Annotated in this window: 23 protein-coding genes; 9 read left to right on the plus strand and 14 right to left on the minus strand. The window is 69.7% G+C overall.

Annotated elements, in window-relative coordinates:
- Positions 1-499: 499 nt before the first annotated feature.
- The gene (locus tag NQK81_RS10060) at positions 500-1,057 is read left to right on the plus strand and encodes a dihydrofolate reductase family protein (RefSeq protein WP_126737626.1); all 558 of its coding nucleotides are present in this window, start codon (positions 500-502) and stop codon (positions 1,055-1,057) included.
- A 37-nt stretch (positions 1,058-1,094) separates the two neighbouring features.
- On the opposite strand, the gene NQK81_RS10065 is transcribed toward NQK81_RS10060, so the two are convergent.
- From NQK81_RS10065 to NQK81_RS10080, 4 genes are read right to left on the minus strand one after another with little or no spacing between them, the layout of a single operon-like run.
- Positions 1,095-1,658, minus strand: coding sequence for a GTP-binding protein (locus tag NQK81_RS10065; protein ID WP_007033694.1), 564 nt, complete (start codon positions 1,656-1,658; stop codon positions 1,095-1,097).
- 28 nt (positions 1,659-1,686) lie between these two features.
- Positions 1,687-2,433, minus strand: a complete 747-nt coding sequence (locus tag NQK81_RS10070) for a DUF742 domain-containing protein (protein ID WP_185927429.1) — start codon at positions 2,431-2,433, stop codon at positions 1,687-1,689.
- A 7-nt stretch (positions 2,434-2,440) separates the two neighbouring features.
- A complete protein-coding gene (locus NQK81_RS10075) occupies positions 2,441-2,893 on the minus strand; it encodes a roadblock/LC7 domain-containing protein (RefSeq protein ID WP_005166055.1) in 453 nt (150 codons plus the stop codon).
- Positions 2,890-6,297, minus strand: coding sequence for a sensor histidine kinase (locus tag NQK81_RS10080; RefSeq protein WP_257489732.1), 3,408 nt, complete (start codon positions 6,295-6,297; stop codon positions 2,890-2,892). The genes NQK81_RS10075 and NQK81_RS10080 overlap by 4 nt, the downstream gene beginning before the upstream one ends.
- A gap of 978 nt (positions 6,298-7,275) precedes the next feature.
- On the opposite strand from NQK81_RS10080, the gene NQK81_RS10085 reads away from it, so the two are divergent.
- A complete protein-coding gene (locus NQK81_RS10085; RefSeq protein WP_126734838.1) occupies positions 7,276-7,698 on the plus strand; it encodes a DUF485 domain-containing protein in 423 nt (140 codons plus the stop codon).
- Positions 7,695-9,269, plus strand: coding sequence for a monocarboxylic acid transporter (locus NQK81_RS10090; protein WP_126734839.1), 1,575 nt, complete (start codon positions 7,695-7,697; stop codon positions 9,267-9,269). The genes NQK81_RS10085 and NQK81_RS10090 overlap by 4 nt, the downstream gene beginning before the upstream one ends.
- Before the next feature lie 180 nt (positions 9,270-9,449).
- On the opposite strand, the gene NQK81_RS10095 is transcribed toward NQK81_RS10090, so the two are convergent.
- A complete protein-coding gene (locus NQK81_RS10095; protein WP_126734840.1) occupies positions 9,450-10,019 on the minus strand; it encodes a TetR/AcrR family transcriptional regulator in 570 nt (189 codons plus the stop codon).
- Between the two features lie 137 nt (positions 10,020-10,156).
- Here NQK81_RS10095 and NQK81_RS10100 point away from each other — a divergent pair, with 137 nt between their 5' ends.
- On the plus strand, positions 10,157-11,578 hold the full coding sequence (locus tag NQK81_RS10100) for an MFS transporter (RefSeq protein ID WP_257487982.1): 1,422 nt from the start codon (positions 10,157-10,159) through the stop codon (positions 11,576-11,578).
- On the opposite strand, the gene NQK81_RS10105 is transcribed toward NQK81_RS10100, so the two are convergent.
- From NQK81_RS10105 to NQK81_RS10125, 5 genes are all read right to left on the minus strand, one after another.
- The gene (locus tag NQK81_RS10105; protein ID WP_034322453.1) at positions 11,575-11,928 is read right to left on the minus strand and encodes a DUF3817 domain-containing protein; all 354 of its coding nucleotides are present in this window, start codon (positions 11,926-11,928) and stop codon (positions 11,575-11,577) included. The two genes, NQK81_RS10100 and NQK81_RS10105, sit on opposite strands and share 4 nt — an antisense overlap.
- Positions 11,929-11,951: 23 nt before the next feature.
- Complete coding sequence (locus NQK81_RS10110; RefSeq protein ID WP_257487983.1) at positions 11,952-12,323, minus strand: hypothetical protein; 372 nt, start codon at positions 12,321-12,323, stop codon at positions 11,952-11,954.
- A gap of 226 nt (positions 12,324-12,549) precedes the next feature.
- Positions 12,550-13,434 carry a lytic transglycosylase domain-containing protein gene (locus tag NQK81_RS10115; RefSeq protein WP_257487984.1) on the minus strand — a complete coding sequence of 295 codons (885 nt, stop codon included), beginning with the start codon at positions 13,432-13,434 and terminating at the stop codon, positions 12,550-12,552.
- Between the two features lie 131 nt (positions 13,435-13,565).
- Positions 13,566-14,048 carry a helix-turn-helix transcriptional regulator gene (locus NQK81_RS10120; protein WP_257487985.1) on the minus strand — a complete coding sequence of 161 codons (483 nt, stop codon included), beginning with the start codon at positions 14,046-14,048 and terminating at the stop codon, positions 13,566-13,568.
- A 350-nt stretch (positions 14,049-14,398) separates the two neighbouring features.
- Positions 14,399-14,554 (minus strand): hypothetical protein, encoded by a 156-nt coding sequence (locus tag NQK81_RS10125; RefSeq protein WP_162182762.1) that lies wholly within the window; start codon positions 14,552-14,554, stop codon positions 14,399-14,401.
- A gap of 133 nt (positions 14,555-14,687) precedes the next feature.
- Here NQK81_RS10125 and NQK81_RS10130 point away from each other — a divergent pair, with 133 nt between their 5' ends.
- Both NQK81_RS10130 and NQK81_RS10135 read left to right on the plus strand, forming a co-directional pair.
- Entirely contained in the window at positions 14,688-15,473 is a 786-nt protein-coding gene (locus NQK81_RS10130; protein WP_257487986.1) for a crotonase/enoyl-CoA hydratase family protein, read from the plus strand.
- 10 nt (positions 15,474-15,483) lie between these two features.
- The gene (locus NQK81_RS10135; protein ID WP_257487987.1) at positions 15,484-16,020 is read left to right on the plus strand and encodes a GNAT family N-acetyltransferase; all 537 of its coding nucleotides are present in this window, start codon (positions 15,484-15,486) and stop codon (positions 16,018-16,020) included.
- Here NQK81_RS10135 and NQK81_RS10140 read toward each other — a convergent pair.
- Together NQK81_RS10140 and NQK81_RS10145 are read right to left on the minus strand one after the other, a co-directional pair.
- Complete coding sequence (locus NQK81_RS10140) at positions 16,017-17,165, minus strand: CaiB/BaiF CoA transferase family protein (protein ID WP_037343411.1); 1,149 nt, start codon at positions 17,163-17,165, stop codon at positions 16,017-16,019. The genes NQK81_RS10135 and NQK81_RS10140 overlap by 4 nt on opposite strands.
- Positions 17,166-17,193: 28 nt before the next feature.
- On the minus strand, positions 17,194-18,345 hold the full coding sequence (locus NQK81_RS10145) for an acyl-CoA dehydrogenase family protein (RefSeq protein WP_126734982.1): 1,152 nt from the start codon (positions 18,343-18,345) through the stop codon (positions 17,194-17,196).
- 111 nt (positions 18,346-18,456) lie between these two features.
- On the opposite strand from NQK81_RS10145, the gene NQK81_RS10150 reads away from it, so the two are divergent.
- From NQK81_RS10150 to NQK81_RS10160, 3 genes are all read left to right on the plus strand, one after another.
- Positions 18,457-19,065, plus strand: coding sequence for a TetR/AcrR family transcriptional regulator (locus NQK81_RS10150; protein ID WP_126734848.1), 609 nt, complete (start codon positions 18,457-18,459; stop codon positions 19,063-19,065).
- Between the two features lie 103 nt (positions 19,066-19,168).
- On the plus strand, positions 19,169-19,957 hold the full coding sequence (locus NQK81_RS10155) for a hypothetical protein (RefSeq protein ID WP_257487988.1): 789 nt from the start codon (positions 19,169-19,171) through the stop codon (positions 19,955-19,957).
- 117 nt (positions 19,958-20,074) lie between these two features.
- Entirely contained in the window at positions 20,075-21,688 is a 1,614-nt protein-coding gene (locus NQK81_RS10160) for a succinic semialdehyde dehydrogenase (RefSeq protein WP_257487989.1), read from the plus strand.
- 201 nt (positions 21,689-21,889) lie between these two features.
- Here the strand turns inward: NQK81_RS10160 and NQK81_RS10165 are convergent, their stop codons facing one another.
- Positions 21,890-24,913, minus strand: a complete 3,024-nt coding sequence (locus NQK81_RS10165; RefSeq protein ID WP_257487990.1) for a helix-turn-helix transcriptional regulator — start codon at positions 24,911-24,913, stop codon at positions 21,890-21,892.
- A gap of 63 nt (positions 24,914-24,976) precedes the next feature.
- The gene (locus NQK81_RS10170; protein WP_257487991.1) at positions 24,977-25,189 is read right to left on the minus strand and encodes a hypothetical protein; all 213 of its coding nucleotides are present in this window, start codon (positions 25,187-25,189) and stop codon (positions 24,977-24,979) included.
- Positions 25,190-25,266 lie beyond the last annotated feature (77 nt).

The following is a 25,266-nucleotide window of genomic DNA, read 5'->3' on the forward strand; positions in this document are numbered from 1 at the left end:
GGCGGTGCCGTTCTTGATGATCCGAACTGGACCTCCGGCGGGGCAGCTGCCAGCGGGTCCGAACGGGCAATGTCCGCAAAGGACACCAGAGGACGGATCGGTGTCCTTACGGTTTCGGACAGGGGTCGTGAGTGGTAAGGACGGTTCTAATCGCCCTTACCACTCACGAGACGTGACCCACCAGACCCGCCGCGTTTGCTCGCCCCGTAGTACGTAATGGCCCCCTTCATGTACTGGGGAAGGTGTGAAGGTCGAGTTTCCTCGGCTGAGCCGAGGGAAGGGGTCCTTCACGCGCGACCGCTGTGACTGCTGGGCCTGGTGGTGTTGCCGAGGCTGAGGTGGCGATGCGTAGTCCGTGAAGGCCTCCTTCCCTACCTTCAGGGTAGGCAAGGAGGCCTTCACGGAACTTTTCGCGGAGCATGTCGAGAACCCAGCGGCCGTTCCGACCCCTCGGTGTCCGGCGCCCGGAAGGCGGGCGCCACACCGGAGGGATCAAGCCATGCGCAAGCTCGTCTACGCCGTCCACACCTCGCTCGACGGCCGCATCGAGGGCCCGGGCGGCGAGTTCGACTGGGCCGACATGGGCCCGGAGCTGTCCGCCCACTCGCAGGAGCTCACCGACCGCGCCGACACTCTCCTCTACGGACGGCGGGTCTGGGACATGATGTCCTCCTACTGGCCGCAGGCGGAAGAGATCTCCGACCACCCGCACGATCTCGAGTACGCGCCGATCTGGCGGAAGACGCCGAAGATCGTCTTCTCCCGGACGCTGGAGGAGGCGGACTGGAACACCGAGGTGATCGGCGGCGACCTCGCCGCACGCGTGGCCGAACTCAAGGACAGGCCCGGCAAGGATCTGCTGCTGATGGGCGGGGCCGAACTGGCCACCGCGCTCGCTGACCACGGCCTGATCGACGAGTTCCACGTCGTCGTGCACCCGGTGGTGCTCGGCGGCGGCAAGCAGGTGTTCGGGGGCGGAGTGCGCACGGATCTGCGCCTGACCGGCACCCGGACGATGGACGGGCGCGCGGTCCTGCTGACCTACGAAAAGAAGTGAAACCCGGGCGGCAGCCCCTACGCTGCCGCCGTCAGGTTCACCTCGCGTTGCTCGCGCGCAAGGCGATCCACTGCCGCATCGCGTACTCGACCAGCGTGATCAGTGTCTGCTTCGTCGACTCCCGTTCCCGGGCGTCACAGCGGACGATCGGGATGTTCGGGTCGATCGACAGCGCTTCACGCACGTCGTTGATGTCGTGCTCGAGGATGCCGTCGAAGGTGTTCACCCCGACGATGTAGGGCAGGCCCCGGTCCTCGAAGAAGTCGATCGGCGCGAACGAGTCGGCCAGCCGTCGCGTGTCGGCCAGCACCACGGCGCCGATCGCGCCGCGGACGAGGTCGTCCCACATGAACCAGAACCGCTGCTGCCCGGGCGTGCCGAACAGGTAGAGGATCAGGTCCGCGTCCAGGGAGACCCGGCCGAAGTCCATCGCGACCGTGGTGGTCGATTTGTTGGGCGTCTGGTCGAGGTTGTCGATCCCCCGACTGGCGTCCGTCATCATCGCCTCGGTGGTGAGCGGGACGATCTCCGACACCGAACCGACGAAGGTCGTCTTACCCGCACCGAAGCCACCCGCCACGACGATCTTCGCGGATGTCATGGTCGGGGGCGCGGTTTCCCGCGGTGCCTTAAAGCCGACGGAGTCCACTCAAAACCCTTTCCATCAACACCAGATGTGCCTCGGCGCCGTCATTGCCCGAAATCGTCTTGTGCACGCTGACCAGCCCCGCGTCCGCCGCGTCGCTGATCAGCACGCGTGCCACACCCAGCGGCACACGCAGGGTCGCCGCGATCTCGGCGACCGAACGCGGGGTGCGGCACTCCTCGATGATCGAAACGCACTCGATCTGGTCCGCGGCGATCGCGGGGAGGCTACCCGAGTCGACGTGGTCCTTGGTGGAGATGAGGGTCTCCAGCTCGAGAGCGTAGTTCGCCTTGGTCCGGCCCCCGGTGAGGGCATAGGGACGGACGATCGCCGTCTCCTCGAGCGGCGACGGCGCCTGCTCGAAGACGGCGGGCATGATGAACTCGCCACTGGGTGGACCCGGGTCGAAAAGACCACCTGGTCTCGGCCCGACGGCGCCTGCGCCGCTGTCGGGTGGAGAAGCAAGTGAGGTCACGCGGTCTCCTTGATCGGTCGGCTGCGGGACTGCCGATTCCCCGGCGGCGGGTGCTCCGCCCGCCCGGGAATCCTGAGGGTGCTTGTTCTTCTTGCGCTTCCGACGACCACGTCCCGAATCCAGGGTGAAGCCGTTCAGGACGTCGGCGAAGGTACCGTCGTCCCGTGAACCGGCGGCATTGGCAGCCCCCGCGTGCGGGGGCTGGTGTTCACCCGTCCCCGGCGGTTCGCCGAAGGATCCGGACCCGGTGCTCATCGGGACATCATCCCACCGGTTCGCCGATCAGCGACCCACCGGCGCCCTGCAATTGCGCGCGAAGTTCCGGGGTGAGGATCTGGCCGACGCGATCGACGAGCATCGTCATCTCGTAGGCGACCTGCCCGATGTCGCAGTTCGGGGCGGCGAGGATGGCCAGGCAGGAACCGTCGCTGATGGACATCAGCACCATGATGCCGAGTTCCATCTCGACGACCGTCTCGTTGACCGCGCCCGCCTCGAAGCACCGCGCGGCGCCCTGGGTCAGGCTGACCAGGCCGGACGCGACGGCGGCCAGCTGGTCGGCGCGGTCCAGCGGGAGCCTGCTGGACGCGGTGAGCAGGAGGCCGTCCGCCGACACCACCACGGCGTGCGCCACTCCGGGTACGCGCTCGGCGAAGTCGTTCACCAGCCACCCGAACTGGTTCTGCTGGGGCTGGGCCGGGTTCGGCGAGGTCATTCACCCTCCAGGGTTTCGTGGTTGGCTTCGGTCGCCTGGGCTGTGTGGTGCCGTCCGCGCTGGATGCCCTGCTGGAAACTGCTCAGGCGACCGCGCACGTCGTGCGCGTCTCGCTGTGGTCGGGGGGTGACCGCCCCGGCGGGCGGTCCCGCGCTGCCCGGGAGCAGCTGCTCCCCGCGACGGCGCCTGGGTAATCCTGCCGAAGTCATCCGCGAGGGCACGGACTGGGACACCGCTTGGGCGGCTTTCCAGCCTTCGTCGGAGCCGAAGTTCCAGGCGTCCGTCCGCTCGGTGGCGGCGACCGGTTCCGGTTCCGGGCTCGCTGCCTGCGGTTTCCTGCTCGGCAGTGCGGCGGGCGGGGCCGCGGGACGCGCGGCCGTCTCCGGTGCCTTCGCGGGCTCGGGTGCCTTCGACGGCTCGGGCGCCGCGGCCTGCTCGGTGGCCGCCGGTTGTTCGGGCTTCGTGTCCGGCTGGGCGGTGGCGGCGGCCGGCGTGCCCTTGTCCGCCGCCTCCTTGCGGCCCCGCTTGACGCCCTGCTGGAAGCTGCTCAGCCTGCCGCGTACGTTCGCCGGGTCGCGGACCGGCAGCTCCGACTTGGCGGCGGGCTCGGCGGCCGGGACCGACGACGCCGCGCTGCCCGGCAGGAGCTGCTCGCCCTTGCGGCGACGCGGCAACCCGGCCTGGGTGAACGTCGACGGGGCGTTCTGGGAGACCTCCTGTACCGTGCGGAAGGCCTTGTCACTGGCGAAGTCCCAGGTGCGGGCCTCCTGCTCGGCGGTCGGCGCGGGCTCGGCCGTCTTCTCCTCGGGCTCATTCGCCCCCGGCTTCTCCTTCTTGGCCGCGGGTTTCTCCGCGGGCTTTTCCGGAGCGGGCGCGGGCGAACGGAACCACGCCGACAGCATCTCGTCGAAGATCGGCGTCGTCTCCGATTTGGGCGCTGCGGTGGGCGGCGGGGCCGCCGGGGCGGGCGGGGTGGTCGCCTGGCTCCACCATTCGCTCAGCGTGGTCCCGGTGTTCTTGGCCTCGAACAGTTCCTTGCCGCTGGGCAGATCGCCTTCCGCCGGGGCGGGTTTCTCCGCTTCCTTGGCGACCGGCTCGGGCTCTGCGGCGGGTTCCGGTTCGGGGCGGCGCGGTTCCGGCGCGGGCGGCGGTGTCGTCTCGTCCTGGGGAATGGGGCTGAACAGCGCCGTTCCGGAGATCTCCAGATCGGACGGCGGCCGCGAATCCTTGGGGCCGTGCCCGTTGACCCCGGGCTTGGTGTGACCTGCCAGGTCGTTCGCCGACGGCCACCGCTCCCCTCCCTGCAAGGGCACGCTCGGCATCGCCGGGCGCGAACCGTTCGCGGGCCGCTGGCGGCGGGGCAGGCCGCCCGGCTGCTGTGGCGGCAGCGGCGCGAGGCGCTGGGTGATCGGGCCGGTGGCGGGGCCGGGGTCTCCCCCGGGCGGGGCCATCACGAGGTCCGCCGGGACCGAGACGGTGGCGCGCACGCCGACGATGTCCTTGCCGCCGTGCAGCGAGACACCGATGCGGTGCCTGCTGGCCAGCCGTCCGACCACGAACAGGCCCATCCGGCGCGAGGTGGTGAGGTCGACGTTGGGTGCCTCGGTGAGCCGGGCGTTGGCCTCGGCGACCTCGGCCTCGTTCATGCCGATGCCCTTGTCGAGGATGTCGATGCCGAACGAGCCGTCTTCGACGAGCCTGGTCGCGACCGTCACCTGGGTTTCCGGGGCGGAGAAGGCCGTGGCGTTGTCCAGCAGTTCGGCGATCAGGCGCATCAGATCGTTGGCCGCGTACCCGACCAGCCGCACCGGCGGCGGGTTCTGCACGGTGACCCGCTGGTACTGCTCGATCTCGGACACCGCCGCGCGCACCACGTCGGTGGCGGAGACCGGCTGCCCGGAGCGCCTGCCCGGCTCGGCGCCGGAGAGGACCATCAGGTTCTCGTTGTTGCGGCGCATGCGGGTGGCGAGGTGGTCCAGCTGGAACAGCGTGGCGAGCTGGTCGGCGTCCTCCTCGTCGCGCTCCAGCCGCTCGATCAGCTGAAGCTGCCGCTGCACGAGGCTCTGGCTGCGGCGGGAGAGGTTGACGAACACGTTGCTGTAGCCGGTCCGCATCGAGGCCTGCTCGGTGGCCAGCCGCAGCGCCTGGTGGTGCACCTTGTCGAAGGCCCTGGCGACCTCGCCGATCTCGTCGTCGCCACCGACCGGGACCGGCCGCACGTCGGTGCCCTGCGAACGCCCCTCCTGGATGTTGCGGACAGCGTCGGGCAATTGCTTCTCGGCGACGTCGAGTGCGCTGGCGCGCAACACTTTCAGCGAGCGCAGCAGCTGGCGCGTGATGAGGAAGACGACGGCGACGGCGAGCACCATCGCGCCGAACAGCAGGACCGCGAGCAGGCCCGCGCCGCTGCTGGCGTCGTCGACCAGTTCGGCCGACACCGCGCTCGTCTCGGCGCCGAATTTGTTCGCGACCTCGCCGACCTTCCCGATCACCGCGGTCGAGGCGTCGGTCCAGCCCTGCGCGGACAACGAGCGGAACGCCTGCGCGGACGGGGTTCCCTGTTCGCCGAGGGCGGTTTTCGCGAGCCTGTCACGGTTTTCCATCGCCTGGTCGGTGACGGCGGCGCTGAACTCCTGACGCTGCTGTTCCGAAGCGGCGGCACGGAAGTCGGTGAGGCGGTCGGCCAGCCGGAGTTCGGCGGTGCGCACCTGGTCGAGCTCGCTCGGCGCGAGGCTCGACCGGGCGATGCCGAAGGAGACCAGAGCCTGGCTGAGCGACAGCTGTTCCTTCATCATGGCGAGGTCGTGCAACGCCGTGGGGGTGCCGCCGAGGACGTCCTGTCCGGCACCGGCGGCCAGCGCGGTGTCGAGGGCGAGCAGCGCGGTGGTGACGTCGGTGTACTCGCCGATCGCCTGGACGGGATCGAGCTGCCCGGAGGAGGCCCGCTGCCGGATGTCGGGCAGCCGGTCGAGCTGGGCGGCCGCCGCTTCACGCGCTTGACGGAGCGACGGCTCGTTCTCCACGGCACGCGTCGCCGCGGCGCCGTAGAGCGGGATGGCGGTGTCGACGTCGGCGCGTGCCGAAGCGAGCTCCAGGGTTCCCCCGACGGTGCCGGCGGTCAGTCCCGCGGCGGACTGGGTGCGTTCGCGGCCGAGGCCGTCGGCGAGGGTGCGGATGTGCCCGCTCAGCGCGACGAGACGGTCGAGCCGCTGGTAGCCGTCGGACCGGCCGACCTGGCCGGCGATGGTGGCGATGCCCAGCGCGAGCGCGATGAGGATCGGTACCAGCGTCACGGCCGACAGCTTCACCGGCAGGCTCCAGTCCCGCCAGCGCACGAGCGTGCGCCAGCCGGTGGCCCACCGAGATGGCCGGGGAGTGCGTCCCAGCAGCTCCCCGACCGGCACTTGGCCTTCTCCTGCAACGGTCACGTAGGTGACTCCCTGTCCGGCGTCCTGGCTCGGTCTGAGGCGTCCGTTCCCGCAAGGTGTCCGCCTGCGGGGAACTCGGCCCGGGTCTGGCCGCGTGACCGATCGCGACGTGGGGAAATCGGTCCGGCGATCCTGGTGTCCCTGGTGTCACTGGGCACACCGGTCCGCTTCGGAAGTTCTTGCACCTGCACGTGCAGGTCGCAACCTGCGAAGTGCATGGTCGTCGAGATCAACTTTTCTTTGCCAATCGGTCACTGCGGGTCAGCCGGGCCAAAGAATCGTACACCAATCCGGGTGCCGTCAATTCCGTTCAGTACACGGGTGCTGACCAGCGAAAAGCGTGCGCCCGAACGATCCGCGGGGCAGGAAAACCGCTCGCGCGTCACAAACGAGGGAATTCCGGTTACGGGTTGCGTGGATACACAGGGTGCCCTAATCACCCGATCAGCCTACGTACGGTAGCCGCGTCGCCCGTACGAACTACTTTCCGTGCCCCCAACGGGTGGGTCAAGCCCAAATATGTGCCCGATGTTGTGGCCTTGACCCCCAAGCCGGTTCGATGTCGCCCGACATGGTGATTTCTTTCGAGACGCCCGGTGAAGCGGGGGATCTTCCCCGGACCGGGATGGCGGGCACGGTATCGGAACCCGTCGCTCCGAGGTAGCGAAACTACGATCTGTCACCAAAATGGGCGACAGAGCGTGGTCGTCGTCCATCGTTTGCCGCAGTGGGCCGTTCGGGCGACGACCGCGCGTGACAATCCTGCTCACTACGACGAGTGATAAAGGCGGTTCATTCCGGCCGAAACGATTTCCGGAAACACCAATGGAAGGTAAAACCGAATACCTCCCCACGCCTTCGTGGAACCGGGGTCGCCTATTCAGAGCGGGTGAAGCCGTAGTTAGTATGTGCGCTCCCCGTACCGCGCCACGGATGCAAGCCCCGGAGGAACCCATGCCCGACGTCGCGCGTCCTTACGCGGCGAGCAACGCCCTGGAGGACACCGGGCAGATGCCCGCGCTGTTCGTCCGCGAGCGCCAGCCCACTCCCCCGCCGCCGCGCGCCACCGGCCCGGACTTCGACCGGATCCAGCACGGCAAGGAGTTCGTCGCGCTGCGCAAGACCTTCCGCCGGTTCGTGTTCCCGATGAGCCTGCTGTTCTTCACCTGGTACATGACGTTCGTGCTGCTGGCCGCCTACGCGCACGACTTCATGAGCCGGAAGGTGTGGGGCGAGGTCAACGTCGGCATGCTGCTCGGGCTCGGCCAGTTCGCCAGCACGATCCTGATCACGGTCGCCTACCTGAAGTTCGCCAAGAAGCGGCTCGACCCCAAGGTCGAAGCCCTGCGGGCCTCCGTCGGGGCGGGTGAGCGATGAGCCTCCCCGACAACGACCCGGTGCTGAACATCGCGGTCTTCGCGCTCTTCGTCGCGATCACCCTGTTCGTGGTGTACCGCGTCAGCACGCGCAACTCGTCCACTTCGGACTACTACGCCGCGGGCAGCGCCTTCACCGGGCGGCAGAACGGCATCGCGCTTTCGGGTGACTTCCTCTCGGCGGCGTCGTTCCTCGGCATCGCCGGGGCGATCGCGATCCACGGCTACGACGGCTTCCTGTACTCGATCGGGTTCCTCGTCGCGTGGATGGTCGACCTGCTGCTGATCGCGGAGCTGCTGCGCAACACCGGCCGCTTCACCATGGGCGACGTGCTGAGCTTCCGGATGAAGCAGCGCCCGGTCCGCGCCGCGGCCGCGACGTCGACCCTGGTGATCTCCTTCTTCTACATGCTCGCGCAGATGGCGGGCGCCGGCGGCCTGGTGGCACTGCTGCTGGACATCCACGGCGGTATCGGCCAGGCGCTGGTGATCGGCGTCGTCGGTGTCGTCATGGTGCTGTACGTGCTGGTCGGCGGGATGAAGGGCACCACGTGGGTGCAGATCATCAAGGCGACGATCCTGCTGCTGACCGGTGCGCTGATCACGGTGTTCCTGTTCGGCAAGTTCGGCTTCAGCTTCTCGAACCTGCTCGCGGCCGCCGCCGACAACAGCCCACTCGGTGACGAGCTGCTGGAGCCGGGCGGCTCCTACGGCAAGAGCGAGGTCACGAAGCTCGACTTCGTCTCGCTGGCGCTGGCGCTGGTCCTCGGCGCCGCCGCGCTCCCGCACGTGCTGATGCGCTTCTACACGGTGCCGAACTCGCGCGAGGCGCGCCGCTCTGTCGTGTGGGCGACCGCGTGCATGACGATCTTCTACCTGTGCACGCTGGTCATCGGCTTCGGCGCGGCCGCGCTGGTCGGCCCCGAGGCGATCAAGAACGCGCCCGGCGGGGAGAACTCGGCGGCGCCGCTGCTCGCGCTGAACATCGGCGGCACCGTCCTGCTCGGCATCGTCTCGGCGGTGGCGTTCGCGACCATTCTCGCCGTCGTCGCCGGGCTGACGATCACCGCTTCGGCGTCCTTCGCGCACGACGTGTACGCGAACATCTTCAAACGCGGCAAGGCGGAACCGGCCTCGGAGGTCCGCGTCGCCCGGCTCACCGCGGTCGCCGTCGGGGCGCTCGCGATCGTGGGCGGCATCCTGGCGAACGGGCAGAACATCGCGTTCCTGGTGGCGCTGGCGTTCGCCGTCGCGGCGTCGGCGAACCTCTCGACGCTGCTGTACTCGCTGTTCTGGAAACGCTTCAACACCACCGGCACCCTGTGGGGCATCTACGGCGGGTTGATCGCCAGCCTGGTGCTCGTGTTCTTCTCACCGGTGATGTCCGGGGCCGCGGACTCGATCATCAAGAGCGTGGACTTCCACTGGTTCCCGCTGAAGAATCCGGGCCTGGTGTCGATCCCGTTCTCGTTCCTGTGCGGGTTCGTGGGCACGTTCGTCGGCCGGTCGAAGGCCGATCCGGTCAAGCACGCGGAGATGGAGGTGCGGTCCCTCACCGGGATCGGCTCCTGACGCGCCTCGACCCGCGACACGTTGCGAAAGCCACTTTCGCAACGTTGAAGGTTGCGAAAGTGGCTTTCGCAACACCGACGTTGGTCGCCGGCGCGTGGGCTGCGATCCAGCCGGCAGGCCAACGCGCGGCACCTCCCGACGCGTGCGATGAAGGGTCCTTGCAGAATTCGCAAGGACCCTTCATCGCGTTCGGAGACCGTCCAGCACGATCGTGAGAAGCCGCTTCGTGTCCTCCTCCGAAGCCTTGCTCGCGGCCGAACCCAGCCCGTGCCCGAGCCGCAGGATGTCGACGCCCGCGACGTCGGGCCGGAGCACGCCCTCGTCCTGAGCCGCCTTCACGATCGTGTCGGCCGCGGCCCGCAACCGTGCCTGGCACCAGGCGAAGACTTCGGAGCCCGCGTCGACGGACGCCTTCAGCGTCATCGCGAGGCCGTGCTTCTCGACCACGTAGATGACGTGCGTGGCCAGCCACGTCTCGAGCGCCTCGCCCGGCGGCAATTCGTCGAGCAGGTCGTACGCCTGCTGTGCCAGACCGTCGATCTCGTCGCGGTAGACGGCCTCGATCAGCTTGTCGCGCGTCGGGAAGTGCCGGTACAACGTGCCCGCGCCGACACCGGCGCGTTTGGCGATGTCGTCGGCGGGCACGTCCACACCGTCGGCGGTGAACGCCTCCTTCGCCACGGCCACGATGCGCTCGTAGTTGCGCCGCGCGTCCGCGCGCATGGGGCGGGCCGGATCGGCCGTGACCATCTGCACCTCCTCGGGCGACGAAAACGGAGACCTTCTCCGAATTCACTTGCGTAAGCGGAGACCGTCTCCATATCATCGCTCACGACCTCAAGTGGAGAGTCTCTCCGCTTCATCTCGTTACGTCTTCGGAGTATTCCTTGACCGAGCGAACCCTGCGTGCCGAGCCGAGGCCGGAAACGGCCGGGGCCCCGTCACCTCCGCACCGGCTGGTCCTCCCCATCATCCTGACCTGTCAGCTCATGCTCATCCTCGACGCGACGGTGATGAACGTCGCGCTCCCCCGTATCCAGTCCGAACTCGGCTTCACCGATACTGGCCTGTCCTGGGTGATGACCGCGTACAGCCTGGTCTTCGGCGGCTTGCTGCTCCTCGGCGGACGCGCGGGCGACCTGTTCGGCCGCCGCCGGACGTTCGTCGCCGGCACGGCCGTGTTCACCGCCGCCTCCCTGCTCGGCGGTCTCGCCGGTTCGGCGGAACTGCTCATCGCGGCCCGGGTCGCGCAGGGCGTCGGCGCCGCGCTCGCCGGGCCGAGCACGCTCGCGCTGATCACCAGCACGTTCACCGAAGCCAAGGCGCGAGTACGCGCGCTGGCGTTGTTTTCGGCGATGTCCAGCAGCGGTTTCGCGATCGGCCTGCTGCTCGGCGGCCTGCTCACCGAATGGATCTCGTGGCGCGCGGCGCTGTACATCAACGTCCCGTTCGGGCTCGCGATCGTGCTGCTCACCTCGCGGTACGTGGCCGATCCGCCCCGGCGGCGCGCCCGGCTGGACCTTCCCGGCGCGTTCACCGGCACCCTCGGTGTCGGCTCGCTCGTGTTCGCCTTCACCCACGCCGCGTCGCACGGCTGGGGCGACACGATCACCCTCGGCGGCCTCGCCGCCGGGCTGGCGTTGCTGACCGCGTTCGTCCTCATCGAGACGAGGGTGCGCGAACCGCTGATCCCCCTGCGCCTGTTCGCCGAACGCGACCGGGCCGCGGCCTACGTCAACTTCTTCCTCGGGCCGATGGCGATGATGTCGATGTTCTTCTTCCTGACCCAGTTCCTGCAGGACATCGCGGGTTTCGCCGCACTGGAGACCGGCTTCGCGTTCTTGCCGATGGCGGTCTGCATGTTCCTGCTGAGCAGGCTGATCCCGAAACTGCTCCCCCGGTTCGGGCCGAAACCGCTCGCGCTGACCGGGACCGCGCTGATGACCGGCGGCGTCGTCTGGCTGACCACCCTGACCACGGACAGCGGCTACTTTTCGCATCTGCTCGGGCCGATGCTGCTGATGGGCGTGGGCGCCGGGCTGGCGTTCTCCCCGCTCAGCGTGATCATCATGGCGACGGTGCCCACGGACGACGCGGGTGCCGCGGGCGGCGCGCTGCAGACGTTGCAGCAGGTCGGGGCGACACTGGGGCTGGCGATCCTGATCACCGTGTTCGGCGCGGCGACGCGGACCCCGTCCGGAAACCCGGCGGAGACCACGGTCGCCGGGATGACCGCGGCCTTCACCGCCGCGGCCGTCGTGACGGCGGTGTCGTTCCTGGTGGCCCTGACCTTCCGGCGCCGGGCTTAGAGCTTGACGCCCGCCTGGACCTTGTGCGTGACCTTGCGCTCCATCACGAACGAGAAGAACGGGATGCAGCCGGCGATCAGCACGAGGAGCGTGCCCTTCATCGACCAGCGGGCCTTGATCGCGAGGTCGACCGCGAGCAGCAGGTAGATCAGGTAGAGCCCGCCGTGGACCATGGGGATCATCTTCACGAACTGGGGAAGTTCCACGCGGAAGACGTACTGCAGCAGCATTTCGACGACCAGCCCGAGCAGGGCCACACCGGTGGCGTACGCCGCGACGCGGAACCGGATCAGCGGTCCGCCCAGCGAGACCGGGCGGGCCGGGGCGGCGTCGTCAGTTCGGGTGGTCATAGGGTCTCGAACCTCTCTGGGGACTACTTGTCGCGGGCGTTGAGTTCGCGAAGGTACTGGTTGTACGCGGCGAGCTCGTCGTCCTCGGGGGGCGGCGGCGCCGGGGCACGCCGCTGCCGGGGCGCGGGAACCTCGGGGGCGGTGGTCTCGGCCACCGTTTCCGGGGTGTCGGCCTCGGCGGCTTGGCGGCGAAGCTTGCGGATCCGCCAGAACATGAACGCGGGGAACAGCCCGAACAGCGGCCACTGCAGGACGTAGCCGAGGTTCTGGAACGTCCCGCTGGCCGAGGAGAACCGCTCCCACTGCCACCACGCGAGCCCGCAGCACAGCGCCAGGCTCACCAGGCAGACGCCGGCGATGCCGAGACGGCGCAGGATGACGGGCGAAGCGGACACACATCGACGCTAGCACTGGGCGCGCGGCGAATCCTCGCCGACCTGCACGCTCGGGACCTTGGTCCTACCACCGGCCTCGTGAGTGGCAAGGACGGTCAGGGCCTGCCGGGTCGCGTTGGCGAGCATGTCGCGAAAGCCACTTTCGAGACGTCTGATGTCGCGAAAGTGGCTTTCGCGACACGCCCAGGCCTTCACCGACTGGACCTCGGTTAGAACGTCTTACCACTCACGAGCGGGTGGCGACGGCCTTCGCGTAGTCGTCCGCCAGCCCGAAGACCTTCTGCGCGTACTCGGTCGAGTTGTTGTACGACAGGATTCCCTGCCACCACCCCGACGCGGCCGCCATGTCCCGGTTGTTCACGCACAGGTAGCGCGCCGCCGCGAGCGTCGCGTCGTCGATCTGCTGCGGGTCGCCGAGGCCGTCGCGGTTGCCGTCGGCGGCGTACCGGCGCCAGGTGCTGGGGATGAACTGCATCGGGCCGACCGCGCGGTCGACGGCCGCGTCGCCGTCGAACTGGCCGCCGTCGGTGTCGCCGATCGCCTTGACACCGGGCGATCCGTCGAGCGGGACGCCGATGATCGGCTTCGACGGCCGCCCGTCCTGGCCGAGGACGGCGCCGCCGTACTGGCCGTGGTTCGACTCGATCCGGCCGATACCGGCCAGGGTCGCCCACGAGATCTTGCAGTTCGGCTGCATCTGCCGCATCGCCAGTTCGGCGTTGCCGTAGGCGAGCAGCGCCCTGGCCGGGATGCCGGTGGCCTGCGCCGCCCGCTCGGTCCAGGCGGTCAGGGGGTCCTTGCCCGGTTTCGGCTGTGCCTGCTGGGGCGCGGTCTGCTGGGTCGCGCCGCCGGCGACGGTGGCGTTGACCGGGGCGACCGAACCGGGTTTGACGTCCGCCGCCTTGACCTGCAGGGCGGGGATCTCCATCGTCGTGGGGCTCGCGACCGGGGCGGACGCCTTGGTCACCAGCCAGATCCCGCCCGCGGCGAGGGCGAGCACGGCCAGCACGATCACCAGCCTGCCGAGTACGGCGGCGCCCGCCACGCGGCGGCGCGGAGCGGGCGTGGCCGGGTCGGCGACGAGCGCGTCGTTTTCCGGGGTGGTGCGCACGAAGCGGGTCCTCCAGCGTGGGCGGCGATCACGACCGATGCTCGAACAACGAGCCCGCGCAGGTTAGCGTTACGCGGTCGCCGGAATCGCCCTTGCCACGCCGGTTCACCCGCGCGTGCGAGAAGTTCTCATCAGGCGGACTTCTGCTGCCTCGCCAGCCGAGCCACGCACCAGGCCGGGGCGCTGCCGCGGCGGAGGTGCTGCAGAACGGTCATCGGGCCGAGACGGCGGCTCAGGTCGGACGGGGCGAGCCCGGCCGCGCGGTAGTCGAGCGCGCGCTGGTCGAGCGGGCTGATGCCGGCGTCCCACCAGGCTTCGGCCTCGGCGACCCCGCCGACCATCTGCCACCAGCCGGCGGCCGCGACGAGCAGGTCCTGCGGGACCTCCGGGAGACGGCGGCGCATCGCGTCGAGGTAGCCGGGGTCGGCGGCCTCGACCGGCGCCCAGCGGCCCTGGCCGGACTGCTGACGCTGGCCGGGGATTCCGGGGGCCTGCCTCGGCACCTCGGCCAGCCACGCCGACGCGATGCGATCGGCTTCCTGCTCCTCGGGGGTCTGCTCACGCTCGGCCGCCCACTGCCGGATCAACGCATCGACTCCGGGATCTCCGGTCATCCCTGCCTCCTCATGATTCCCCGACTGACAAGCCCTGACTTACTTGCCCGGCTGAAAGTTCCGCTGCCGTGAGGCTCGCACCTGCGGAAACTCCTCGCCCAGGAGGCCGGCTCCGGCGCCTGGAGGACCAACCGATCACGCAATGTGAGCACCGTAGGGGCGCGGAGGTCTCTTCCGCCAGAGCTTCCCGGGCACGAATTCGTCGACCAGCGGGTTTTCGGGGGCAATCCACCCGGATGGTCGAGTCGTCCGACCGAAATGCGAGACGGGTGACGCTGAGTGATAACGGCTGGTGGTCGCGCACAGCGATCACCGGCGCCACCAGGACACCGGTGATCGTCGCGCGAGGGTCAGGAGAAGAGGCTCCGGACGAACGTCACGATGGCTTCGGCGCCGGACCGGAGCCAGCCGAGCGCGGTGTGGACGGCATCGGCGGATTGCGTCGGCCTGCTGATCAGAAAGAAGAGCACGAGCGCGACGACGGCGATGACAACGAATTTCTTCAAGCCGGGCGACATGGCTCCATCCCATCACACCGTAGTGTCCAGACGATGACTCCGCGCGCACTGCGGACTTTGTCACCACTTTAAGGAGAATCGGGCCCTGTTGCCCACCCGGATTTCCTCGAGGGAGCGATCGATGAGCGAAAACGTTCTCGTCCACCGGGACGGGCCGGTCACGACGATCACGCTGAACCGCCCCGAGTCGCGCAACGCCGTGGACGGACCGACCGCGAACGCTCTCGCCGACGCGTTCCGTGCCTTCGACTCCGACGAGGAGGCCGCGGTCGCCGTCCTCACCGGTTCGGGTGACGCCTTCTGCGCCGGAGCCGATCTGAAGGCCATCGGCACCGGCCGCTCCAACTCGCTCAGCCCGGCGGGTGACGGGCCGATGGGCCCGTCACGCATGGCCCTGTCGAAGCCGGTGATCGCCGCGGTCCGCGGGCACGCCGTCGCGGGCGGGCTGGAGCTGGCGCTGTGGTGCGACCTGCGCGTCGCCGACACCACGGCCGTCTTCGGCGTGTTCTGCCGCCGCTGGGGCGTGCCGCTGATCGACGGCGGCACGGTGCGCCTCCCCCGGCTGATCGGGCATTCACGGGCGATGGACCTGATCCTCACCGGCAGGCCGGTCGACGCCGACGAGGCGCTCGCGATCGGGCTCGCGAACCGGGTCGTGCCCGACGGCGAGGCACTGGCGGCCGCGCAAGCGCTGGCACGCGATCTGGCCGCGTTCCCCCAGGCGTGCCTGCGCGCGGATCGCAAATCCGCGTACGGCCAGTACGGGCTCACCGAAGAAGAGGCGTTGCGTGCCGAGTTCTCGAACGCGCTGATCGACGGCGGGCTCGCCGAAGAGGCCGTCGAAGGCGCCGGCCGGTTCAGTGGCGGCGCGGGGCGTCACGGCAGCTTCGAGGGAGATCGGTCCTAAGGTCTGTCGGATGACAGAAACCGGAGTCGCACTCAGACCGGTGTCCGAAGACGACCTGCCGATGCTCGAAGCGCTCACGAACGATCCGCGGGCCGCGGGCCCGTTCGAGTGGCATGGCTGGCACGATCCGCATTTCCTGCGCCGCCGCTGGGCCGAGACCGGCATGCTCGCCGCGGACAACGGGATGCTGATGATCGACCTCGGCGGGCAGCGGCTCGGTTTCGTCTCCTGGCACAAGACCAGGACGGGCTCGACGTCGTACTGCTGGAACGCCGGGCTCGTGCTCATCCCCGAGGCGCGCGGCCACGGCTACGGGACCGAGGCCCAGCGGCTTCTGGTCCGCTACCTCTTCGCGCACACGCAGATGAACCGGGTCGAGGCGTCGACGGAGGCGGGCAACCTCGCCGAGCAGCGCTCCCTGACGAAGGCGGGCTTCACCCGGGAGGGTGTGCTGCGCGGCTACGGGTTCCGGGACGGGGCCTGGCGCGACCACATCCTCTATTCGGTGGTGCGGTCCGACCTGGGCCCCGACCCGGAACACCTTTAGGCGATCGTCCCGGCGGCCCGGAGCCGTTCGATCCCGTCGGCGTCCACGCCGAGTTCGGCGAGGACCTCGGCGGTGTCGCCGCCCTTGGGCCGCGGCGGTTCCGGCGTCTCGGCCGGCGTGCGGTCGAACCTCGGCGCCGGCGCGGGCTGCAGCATGCCGCCGACGTCGACGAAGGTCTTGCGCGCGACGTTGTGCGGATGCGACGGAGCCTCCTTCGGGGAGAGCACCGCCGTCAGGCACGCGTCGGTGCCCTCCGCCTTCGCGACCAGCTCGTCGCGAGTGTGCTTCGCGACGGCTTCGGCGACGATCTTGCGCAGCTTCGGCCACTCGTTCTTGTCGACGTGGACCGGGGTCTCCTCGGGGTCGAGACCGAGCACCTTCACCAGGTCGCCCCAGAACCGCATCTCGATCGCGCCGATGGCGACGTACTTGCCGTCGGCGGTCTCGTAGGTGTCGTAGAACGGCGCGCCGCCGTCGAGCATGTTCTCGCCGCGCCCACCGGACCACAGCCCGGAATCCAGCAGTCCGTGCAGGCTGGTGGTCAGCAGCGCCGCACCGTCCACCATGGACGCGTCGACCACCTGGCCCTTGCCGGACGTCTGGCGCTCGAACAGCGCCGCCAGCACCCCCATCGCGAGCAGCAGGCCACCGCCGCCGAAGTCACCGACGAGGTTGAGCGGCACCACCGGCCGCTGCCCGGCGTGCCCGATGGGTTCGAGCGCGCCGGAGATACCGATGTAGTTGATGTCGTGCCCGGCGACGGTCGCCAGCGGGCCGTCCTGGCCGTAGCCGGTCATCCGACCGTAGACCAGCCGCGGATTGCGGGCGTGGACCTGTTCCGGCCCGATGCCCATCCGCTCGGCGACGCCGGGGCGGAAACCCTCGATGAGCACGTCGGCGTCGTCGGCGAGTTTCAGCACCAGTTCGACGCCCTCGGGGGTCTTGGTGTTGATCCCGATCGACCGCCTGCCGCGCGCGAGCGGATCGTTCGGGAACCCGATGACGTCGTTGCCCGGTGTCGCCCGGTCGATCCGGACGACCTCCGCGCCGAGATCGGCGAGGATCGTGCAGGCGAACGGCGCCGGGGCGAGCCCGGCCAGTTCGACGACCTTGAGCCCGCTGAGCGGGCCGGCCTTTTTCGCCACGTCTTTCCTTTCTGCGCCAACGGTTCCGCTACAGCGTGCGGGAGATGATTTCCTTCATGATCTCGCTGGTGCCGCCGAAGATGCGGGAGATCCGGATGTCGGCCCACGCGCGCGCGATCGGGTACTCGGTCATGTAGCCGTAGCCGCCGAAGAGCTGCAGGCAGTCGTCGACGACCTTGTTGACCCGTTCGGTGGTCCACAGCTTCGCCATCGCCGCGCCCTGCACGTCGAGTTCCTTGCGCAGGTGCCGTTCGATGCACTGGTCGAGGAACGCGCGCGACACCGCGGCCTCGGTCGCCGCCTCGGCGAGCTTGAACTTCGTGTTTTGGAAGTTGTAGACCGGACGGCCGAACGCCTGGCGGTCCTTGGTGTAGGCGATGGTCTGGTCGATCGCGGCCTCCATCCCGGCGACCGCGGTGACGGCGATGATCAGCCGTTCCTGCGGAAGCTGCTGCATCAGCTGGATGAAGCCGAGGCCTTCCTGGGCGCCGAGGAGGTTGGCGGCGGGGACGCGGACGTCGTCGAAGTTCAGCTCCGCGGTGTCCTGGCCCTTGAGGCCGATCTTGTCGAGGACGCGACCGCGGCTGAAGCCCGGGGTGTCGGTCTCGACGGCGATCAGCGAGACACCCTGCGCTCCGGCGTCGGGGTCGGTCTTCACCGCGACCACGACGAGGTCGGCGTGGAAACCGTTGGTGATGAACGTCTTCGCGCCGTTGATCACGTAGTGGTCGCCGTCGCGGACCGCGCGGGTCTTGATGTTCTGCAGGTCCGAACCCGTGCCGGGTTCGGTCATCGCGACGGCGCCGACCATCTCGCCGGAGGCGAACTTCGGCAGCCACGCCTTCTTCTGTTCTTCGTTCGCGTACTCGAGGATGTAGTGCGCGACGATTCCATTGTGGACGGTGACGCCCCATGCGCTGTCGCCGGAGCGGGCCTGCTCTTCGTAGAGCACGGCCTCGTGGGCGAACGTGCCGCCGCCACCGCCGTACTCCTCCGGGATGGACAGGGCCAGCAGGCCGACCTCGCCCGCCTTCGTCCACAGCTCGCGGTCGACCTTCTTCTCGGCCGCCCAGCGCTCCTGGTTCGGCACGAGTTCCTTCTGGCAGAAGGTCCGGGCGAGGTCCCGGAGGTCTTCGAGCTCCGTCGTGCTCCACGAACTCTTCTGGATCTGCAAGGGCACGGCCAACGCCTCCTGATCGGACCTGGAAAACATGACGCTTAGAATGTAAGTTCCATGCGGAATGTACATCCGTACCGAGCTGCACGTAAAGGGGGGCAGGATCCGGTGAGTGTGCTCGGCAGGACCCACCGCACCCAGGCCGAGCGGCGCGAGCAGACCCGCGCCGCCCTGCTCGACGCGACCATCGACTGCCTGGTCGATCTCGGCTACGCGCGCACCTCGGTCCAGGAGATCTGCGCCCGCGCCGGCGTCTCGAAGGGCGCCGTGCAGCATCACTTCTCGGCGAAGGCCGAGCTCATGGCGGCCGCCGTCGAGCATCTGACGGAGAAACTGCGCGGACGCCTCGCGGCGTCGATCACGGCGCTCCCCGGCGGCGCCTCGGGTGTCGCGGCGGCGATCGACCTGCTGTGGGAGGGCTACTCCGGCACGCTGTCCACAGCGGCCACGGAGCTGTGGGTGGCGGCGCGCACCGACCCCGAGCTCCGCGAAGCGATCCGCCCGGTCGACAAGGCTTTGGGCCGCTCGACGCTGGAGCACGTCACCGCCGTCGCCGGGGATCTCCCGAAGGAACGCGCGGAGATCCTGTTCTGGCTGACCGTGAATCTCACGCGCGGGCTGGCGCTGGACGCCGAACTCGGCGGCGATCCGAAGCGGCGCCGGCAATTGCTCGACGAATGGAAACGCGTCGCGGTCATGTTGTACGAGGACAGCTCCGCGTAGCACGCGCGAAAGCCCTTGACCAGAGCACAGCTGACACTTATCCCGTCGGCCGATCCGTGGTGGAATTCCTTGCTGGACAACGGAACCAGCGGAGGAGTCGACCATGAACGCGCCGCAGCAGCAGCCGTACCAACCGACTGGCCCGTTCGGCGCAACACCGCCCCCGCGACCGCCGTCAGATCTGCGGCTCCCCCGCCTTTTCGCCGCGATGATGGGGGTTTTCGCCGGCCTGCTGGTCCTCATCGCGACTTTTCTCCCGCAGTCGACGTACGAGCAGGTCTCCGACGGCAAGACGGTGTCGAAATTCGCCGAGACCGGCTGGACGCGGACCTTCGACATCGAACCGTCGGCGGAGGAAAAGGAGTTCTACGACAAGACGCATGTCGCCCGCTACGGCATCCCGTTGTCCGCCGCCGCGTTGACCCTGTTTGCCGGGGCCGCGGTGGGTTTCGCCGCGTACCAGCGCAATTCGGGTTCGCCCGCCGCGACGACGTCGAGGACGCTGCTCATCGCGGGCGGAGCGGGGACCGCGGCCTGCGTCTGGATGCTCGGCATGGACATCTCGGCGAGCCTGAGCTTCGGCCAGGACACCGGCCGGTTCGTCTCGCGCTATGGGACCGGGAGCGGATTCTGGATCCTGCTCGCCGGCGGGCTCGTGGCGTTGCTCACGATCGGGCTGGCGGTCGTGGCCAACCGTCGTGAACCGGCGTCACCCCGGCAGGCCCCTTACCCCGCCGCTTACACCCCTTACCCGCCCGGCGTTCCTCCGCGGCAATACCAGCAGGCCTACGAGCCGCCGTCGCCGCCGACCCCGCCCGCGGGATCCGCGTTGCAGCAGCAGGACATCCTCCGTCCCTCCCCCGGCAACCCGCCTCAGCCGGGCAATACGTGAAACTGATTCACATCAGCGGTGGACAGTCTCCATACCGGCGGTATGCTGTACTCGTCGGTAACACCTGGGCTCTGCGTGGCGCCTCCCCGGCTCCGCGCGGTATGGAACGGAGACGGCATGACGAGCACGACACCGGCGAGCGCGGGCCACCACACCGAAGGACCGGCCACCATCGGCGACGTCCCCGGCGCCCCGGCCGCGGCCAGGGCGGAACGGCTCGTGCGCCGGGTCGTGGGCGGGGCGGATTCCGCGCCGGTCCAGATGCGCGCGCCCTTCACCGGGCAGCCGATCGCGACGCTGCCCCAAGCCACCGACGCCGACGTCCGCGCCGTGTTCGACCAGGCGCGTGAAGCTCAGCGTGCGTGGGCCGAGCGGCCGGTCGAAGACCGCCAGCGCATCCTGATCCGCCTGCACGACCTGGTGCTGAAGCGGCAGGAAGAGGCGCTCGACCTCGTGCAGATCGAGGCGGGCAAGGCGCGGATGGACGCCTTCGACGAGGTCAGCGCCACCGCCCTCGTCGCCGCCTACTACGGCAAGCACAGCGCGAAGATCCTCTCCCCGCGTCGCGCCGCTGGGCTGATCCCGGTGCTGACGAAGGTCGGCGAAATCCGGCACCCCAAGGGTGTCGTCGGGATCATCTCGCCGTGGAACTACCCGCTCGCGCTGACCGCGATGGACGTCCTCCCCGCGCTCGCGGCGGGCAACACCGTCGTGCAGAAGCCGGACAACCAGACCGCGCTCTCGGCGCTGTGGCTGCAGGAGGTCGCCGAGGAGGCCGGGCTGCCCGCCGGTGTCTGGCAGATCGTGCTCGGCCGGGGTTCGCAGATCGGCGACGCGCTGGTCGAGGAGTCGGACTATCTCTGCTTCACCGGCTCCACGCCCACGGGCAAGGGTCTCGCCGCGAAGGTGGCGGAGCGCCTGACGAGCTACTCGCTCGAACTCGGCGGCAAGAACCCGATGATCGTGCTGCCCGACGCGGACATCGCCAAGACCGCGACCGGCGCGGTGACCGCGTGCTTCTCCTCCGCCGGGCAGCTGTGCGTCTCGGTCGAACGCATCTACGTCCACGAGTCGATCCGCGAGGAGTTCACCCGCGCCTTCGTCGCCAAGACCGCCGCGCTGCGGCTCGGCGGCGCCCTGGACTACCAGGCGCAGATGGGATCTTTGACCTCGGAGGCCCAGCTGGAGACGGTGTCGGCGCATGTCGAGGACGCCCGGTCCAAGGGCGCGAAGGTGCTCACCGGCGGTAAGGCCCGGCCCGACCTCGGCCCGCTGTTCTACGAGCCGACCGTGCTCACCGACGTCACCGAGGACGTCAAGCTGTTCGCGGAGGAGACCTTCGGGCCGGTCGTGTCGATCTACGGCTACACCGACGTCACCGACGCGATCGAACGCGCCAACGACACGAAGTTCGGGCTGAACGCGAGCGTGTGGTCGCGCAACGGCCGGGCGGGCTGGGAGGTCGCGGCGCGGCTGAAGGCCGGGACCGTCAACGTCAACGAGGGTTTCGCGGCGACCTTCGGGACCGTGGGACTGCCGATGGGCGGGATGAAGGAGTCCGGCGTCGGGCGGCGCAACGGTGCCGAAGGCCTGCTCAAGTACACCGAGGCCCAGGCGATCGCGGTGCAGCGCGGGATGCCGCTGCGCCCCGGCCGCGGAATCCCGCCGAAGCTCTGGGCGCGAGGGCTGAGCGCCGGTCTCAAGGCGCTCCGCCGCCTCCCCCGCCGCTGAAGGTCGAGTTTCCTCGGCTCAGCCGAGGGAAGGGGTCCTTCACGCGCCAGCCGCTGTGACTTGTAGGGCTGGTGGTGTTGCTGGCGCCACGGAGGGCGGTCGCGTAAGTCCGTGAAGGCCTCCTTCCCTACCTTCAGGGTAGGTAAGGAGGCCCTCACGGACCTGCGACCCATGCCGCCACATTCAGAGGACTAAACGCGGCTAGGGAGAGGTGGGCGCGGCCAGCAGGCCCCGGTCGTAGGCGATCGCGACGGCCTCGGCCCGGCGGCTCGCGCCGAGTTTCGCCATCACGCGCGAAAGGTGGACGCTCACCGTCTTCTCGCTGATGTACAGCTCTTCGCCGACCTGCCGGTTGGTCCGGCCGAGCGCCACGCGCTCCAGCACGTCGCGTTCCCGATCGGTGAGCGGATCCACGACGTCACGACGCGGCGCCACGGCCTCCCCGGGCAGCTCGACACGCGCCCGGTGGCTGAGCTCGCGGACGGCTTCGCGCAGCGGGCAGGCGCCCAGCCGATCGGCCACCGCGTGCGCGGCCAGCAGCTCCGACGTGGCGAGCGCGGTGTCGCCGTCCGAAGCCAGCAGGGACTTCGCGTGCTGCAGACGGCACATGGCCTGCTCGTACACCGCGCCGTACCCGAACGCCTCGACGGCCTTCGCCCACAGCGCCGGATCCCCCGCGCCACGCAGGCAGCTGCCGAGCGCCTCCAGCCGGGCGAGCCACGCCAGCGCTTCCGGGCCCAGCGTCACCGAACGCGGGATGCCGTGTTCGGCGCAGTGGCGGCCGTGGGCGAGGAACTTCTCGCCAGACTCCACCGCTTCCTCGACCGTCGCCAGATCGCCGCGGACCCGTGCTTCGGCCGCCTGGGCGACGGCCGCCGCGAGGCCGTGCACGCTGATCCGGATCCCGCCGAGCACGGCGGGTTCGAGCTCTTCGAGCCAGTCGATCAGCTCGTGCGCCTGCCGCACGGCGCCCGCGTGGTCCCCTCGCCACGACGCGAGCTGGATCGCGGCGTCGGCCGACGCGAGCGCGATCGAGTAGTCCGCGCTCCAGTGCTGCCGCAGGCTCGGCAGGATCTTGTCCGCGTCCGCGAACCGGCCCCTGCCGACGACGAACTGCGCCCAGATGCTCAGGAACCGCCCGGCGACGACACTCGAAACACCGCGGCCCGCGCGGCCCGCGTCGTCGTCTTCCGGCCAATCGCCGCTGACGTACCGCAGCGTGAGGTGCTTGGTCCGCAGCTCGATGCCGAACGAGCTCCAGGTCAGCCCGGTCTCCTTGGCCCGCTTGATGCCCTTGGCGTAGTACTTCAGCGCGGACCGGATCTCGGCCCGGTCGTCGTAGCTCAGCCCGAGGAAATGCAGGGCCCGTAGCTCACCGTTGAGCGCGCCGGAATCCCTGGCCTTCCGCTCGGCCTCGCGCAGCCGCTCCCGCGCCTCCTCGACGTCGCCCGCCGAATCGGCCAGCGTCCCGAGCGAGACCAGCGCCGCCGCCTCCGCCCCGCCCGCGCCGACGGCCCTGGCGTCGGCGACCGCGGCCAGCGCGCACTGCAGCGCCTCGTCGTGCCGGTCGATCAGCCGCAGGATCCCGGCGCGGGTGGCGAGCACCCACGCCCGCGCGGCACTCGCCTCGGTGTGCTCGACCAGCTTCCAGGCCTTGTCGATCGCCTCGACGACCTCGTCGATCGTGCCGTCGACCGAAAGCAGCGCTTCCGCGTGCCGCCGCCAGACCTTGGCGGCCCGTTCGTTGCCGGTGTCCGGGCCGAGCGCCTCGGTCGCGGACCGCGAGTAGGCCACCGCGCGCTCCGGCTCCCCCGACGTGCTCGCGAAATACGACGCCTCGTGCAGGAGGCGGAGCTCGTCGACACCCGGCGGCCGGTCCGCCGCGGGGACGGCGTCCCAAATGGACAGTGCCTGCTCGACGTGCCGCAGCGCGGAACCGGGCGCGCCCAGCTTCTCCGCCTCCTCCATCGCGCGCAGCAGCGCGGCCAGCGCGGTGACGAAGTCCTTGCTCTCCATGCTGTGGTGCGCGAGCCGCGCGTCCTGGCCGCGGCCCTGTGCCCGGTCGCGGATGCGGGCCGCGTACGCCGCGTGCATGCGCACCCGCTCCCCCGGCAGCAGGTCGCCGTACACCGCTTCCTGCAGCAGCGCGTGGCGGAAGGTGTAGAAACCGTTCTCGATCACCAGCACGTGATGCTGCACGGCCTCGCGCAGCGCCTCGTCGAGTTCGAGCTCGTCCAGCCCGGAGATCTCGGCGAGCGCGGCGTGCGCCACCGCGTCCTTCGCGACCGAGACCACGCGCAGCACCCGGCGCGTGATCTGGGAAAGCTGCTCCACCCTGGCGAGGAGTACTTCGGCCAGCCCGGCGGGGAGCTCGCGGCAGTCCTTCGCGGACGCGAGCAGCTCCTCGACGAAGAACGGATTGCCTTCGGACCGGGTGACGATGTCGGCGATCAAGTCCTGGCCGATCGGCTCGTCGGCCAGCGCCTCGACGAACGCGCGCGCGTCCTCGGCGCCGAACGGCTTGACCTCGACGCGTTCGACGGCGCCGAGCCGCACCACCTCGGACAGCACCGCCCGGAGCGGATGCCGCCGGTGGACGTCCTCCTCGCGGTAGCTCGCCACCACCAGCAACCGCTGGGTGCGCAGCCTGGTCAGGAGGAAGGACAGGAGGTTCCGGGTGGAGCCGTCGGCCCAGTGCAGATCCTCCAGGAGGATCACCACGGGCCGGCGCTGCGCGATGACGGTCAGCACCCCCAGTACCGCGTCGAACAGCTGGAGCTGGCCGAGGTCCCGTTCGGGCCCGAGGCGTTGCGTCGACACGCGTTCGCTCGCGGTGAGCTGACCGTCTTCGATGGCGGGGTAGTCCTCCGCCTGCTGCATCTGCGGGAGCAGCCTGCCCAGCGCCGGCCGGGCCCGGAGCGCGGCGGTGACCGCGGGATCGGACGTCGTCGCCAGCGGCGCCAGCGCCTCGGCGAACGGAAGATAAGGAAGACCGCCCTCATGGACGTCGATACAGCGCCCGGTGAGCACCAGGGCGCCGGTGCCGGCGGCGTACTCGCCGAGCGCGGTCAGGAGGCGGGTCTTGCCGACGCCGGCGTCACCGGAGAGCAGCACCGCGCCGGCCTCGCCCCGTTCTGCACGGGCGAAGGCGGCGCGGAGCTGCCGCATCTCCTGAGTGCGGGCGACGATCGGGATTCCGGAGCCAAGACGGGGCACGAGGTGCATTCTTGCCTACCGGGCCGACAACTTCGCCTGTGTTTTCGCCGAGAGCTTCATCGCACTCGACCTCTACCGGGTGACGTCGCCGCTGCGGGCGGGCGCCTGCCGGACCTCTCGGCGCTCCTGGGCGGGCACCCGGACTTCGGCACGCTGCGCGCGCATCCGCTTGCCCGCCCGGCGGGCCCGGTCGACCCATACGCTGCGGCCCGCTCGCTGCAGCTCTTCGCGCCGGTACTCGACCTCGGCCAGTACGCCGGTGAGCAGAGCGTCATTCGTGTTCATCTTTTCCCCTTAGGAACTCACTGCCTTGTTGGTAGTGACGAGATTCGTCCTGAGGGGTGCCCTGAGGCATCGGGTGA

The organism is Amycolatopsis roodepoortensis, assembly GCF_024628825.1.
Classification (GTDB): domain Bacteria; phylum Actinomycetota; class Actinomycetes; order Mycobacteriales; family Pseudonocardiaceae; genus Amycolatopsis; species Amycolatopsis roodepoortensis.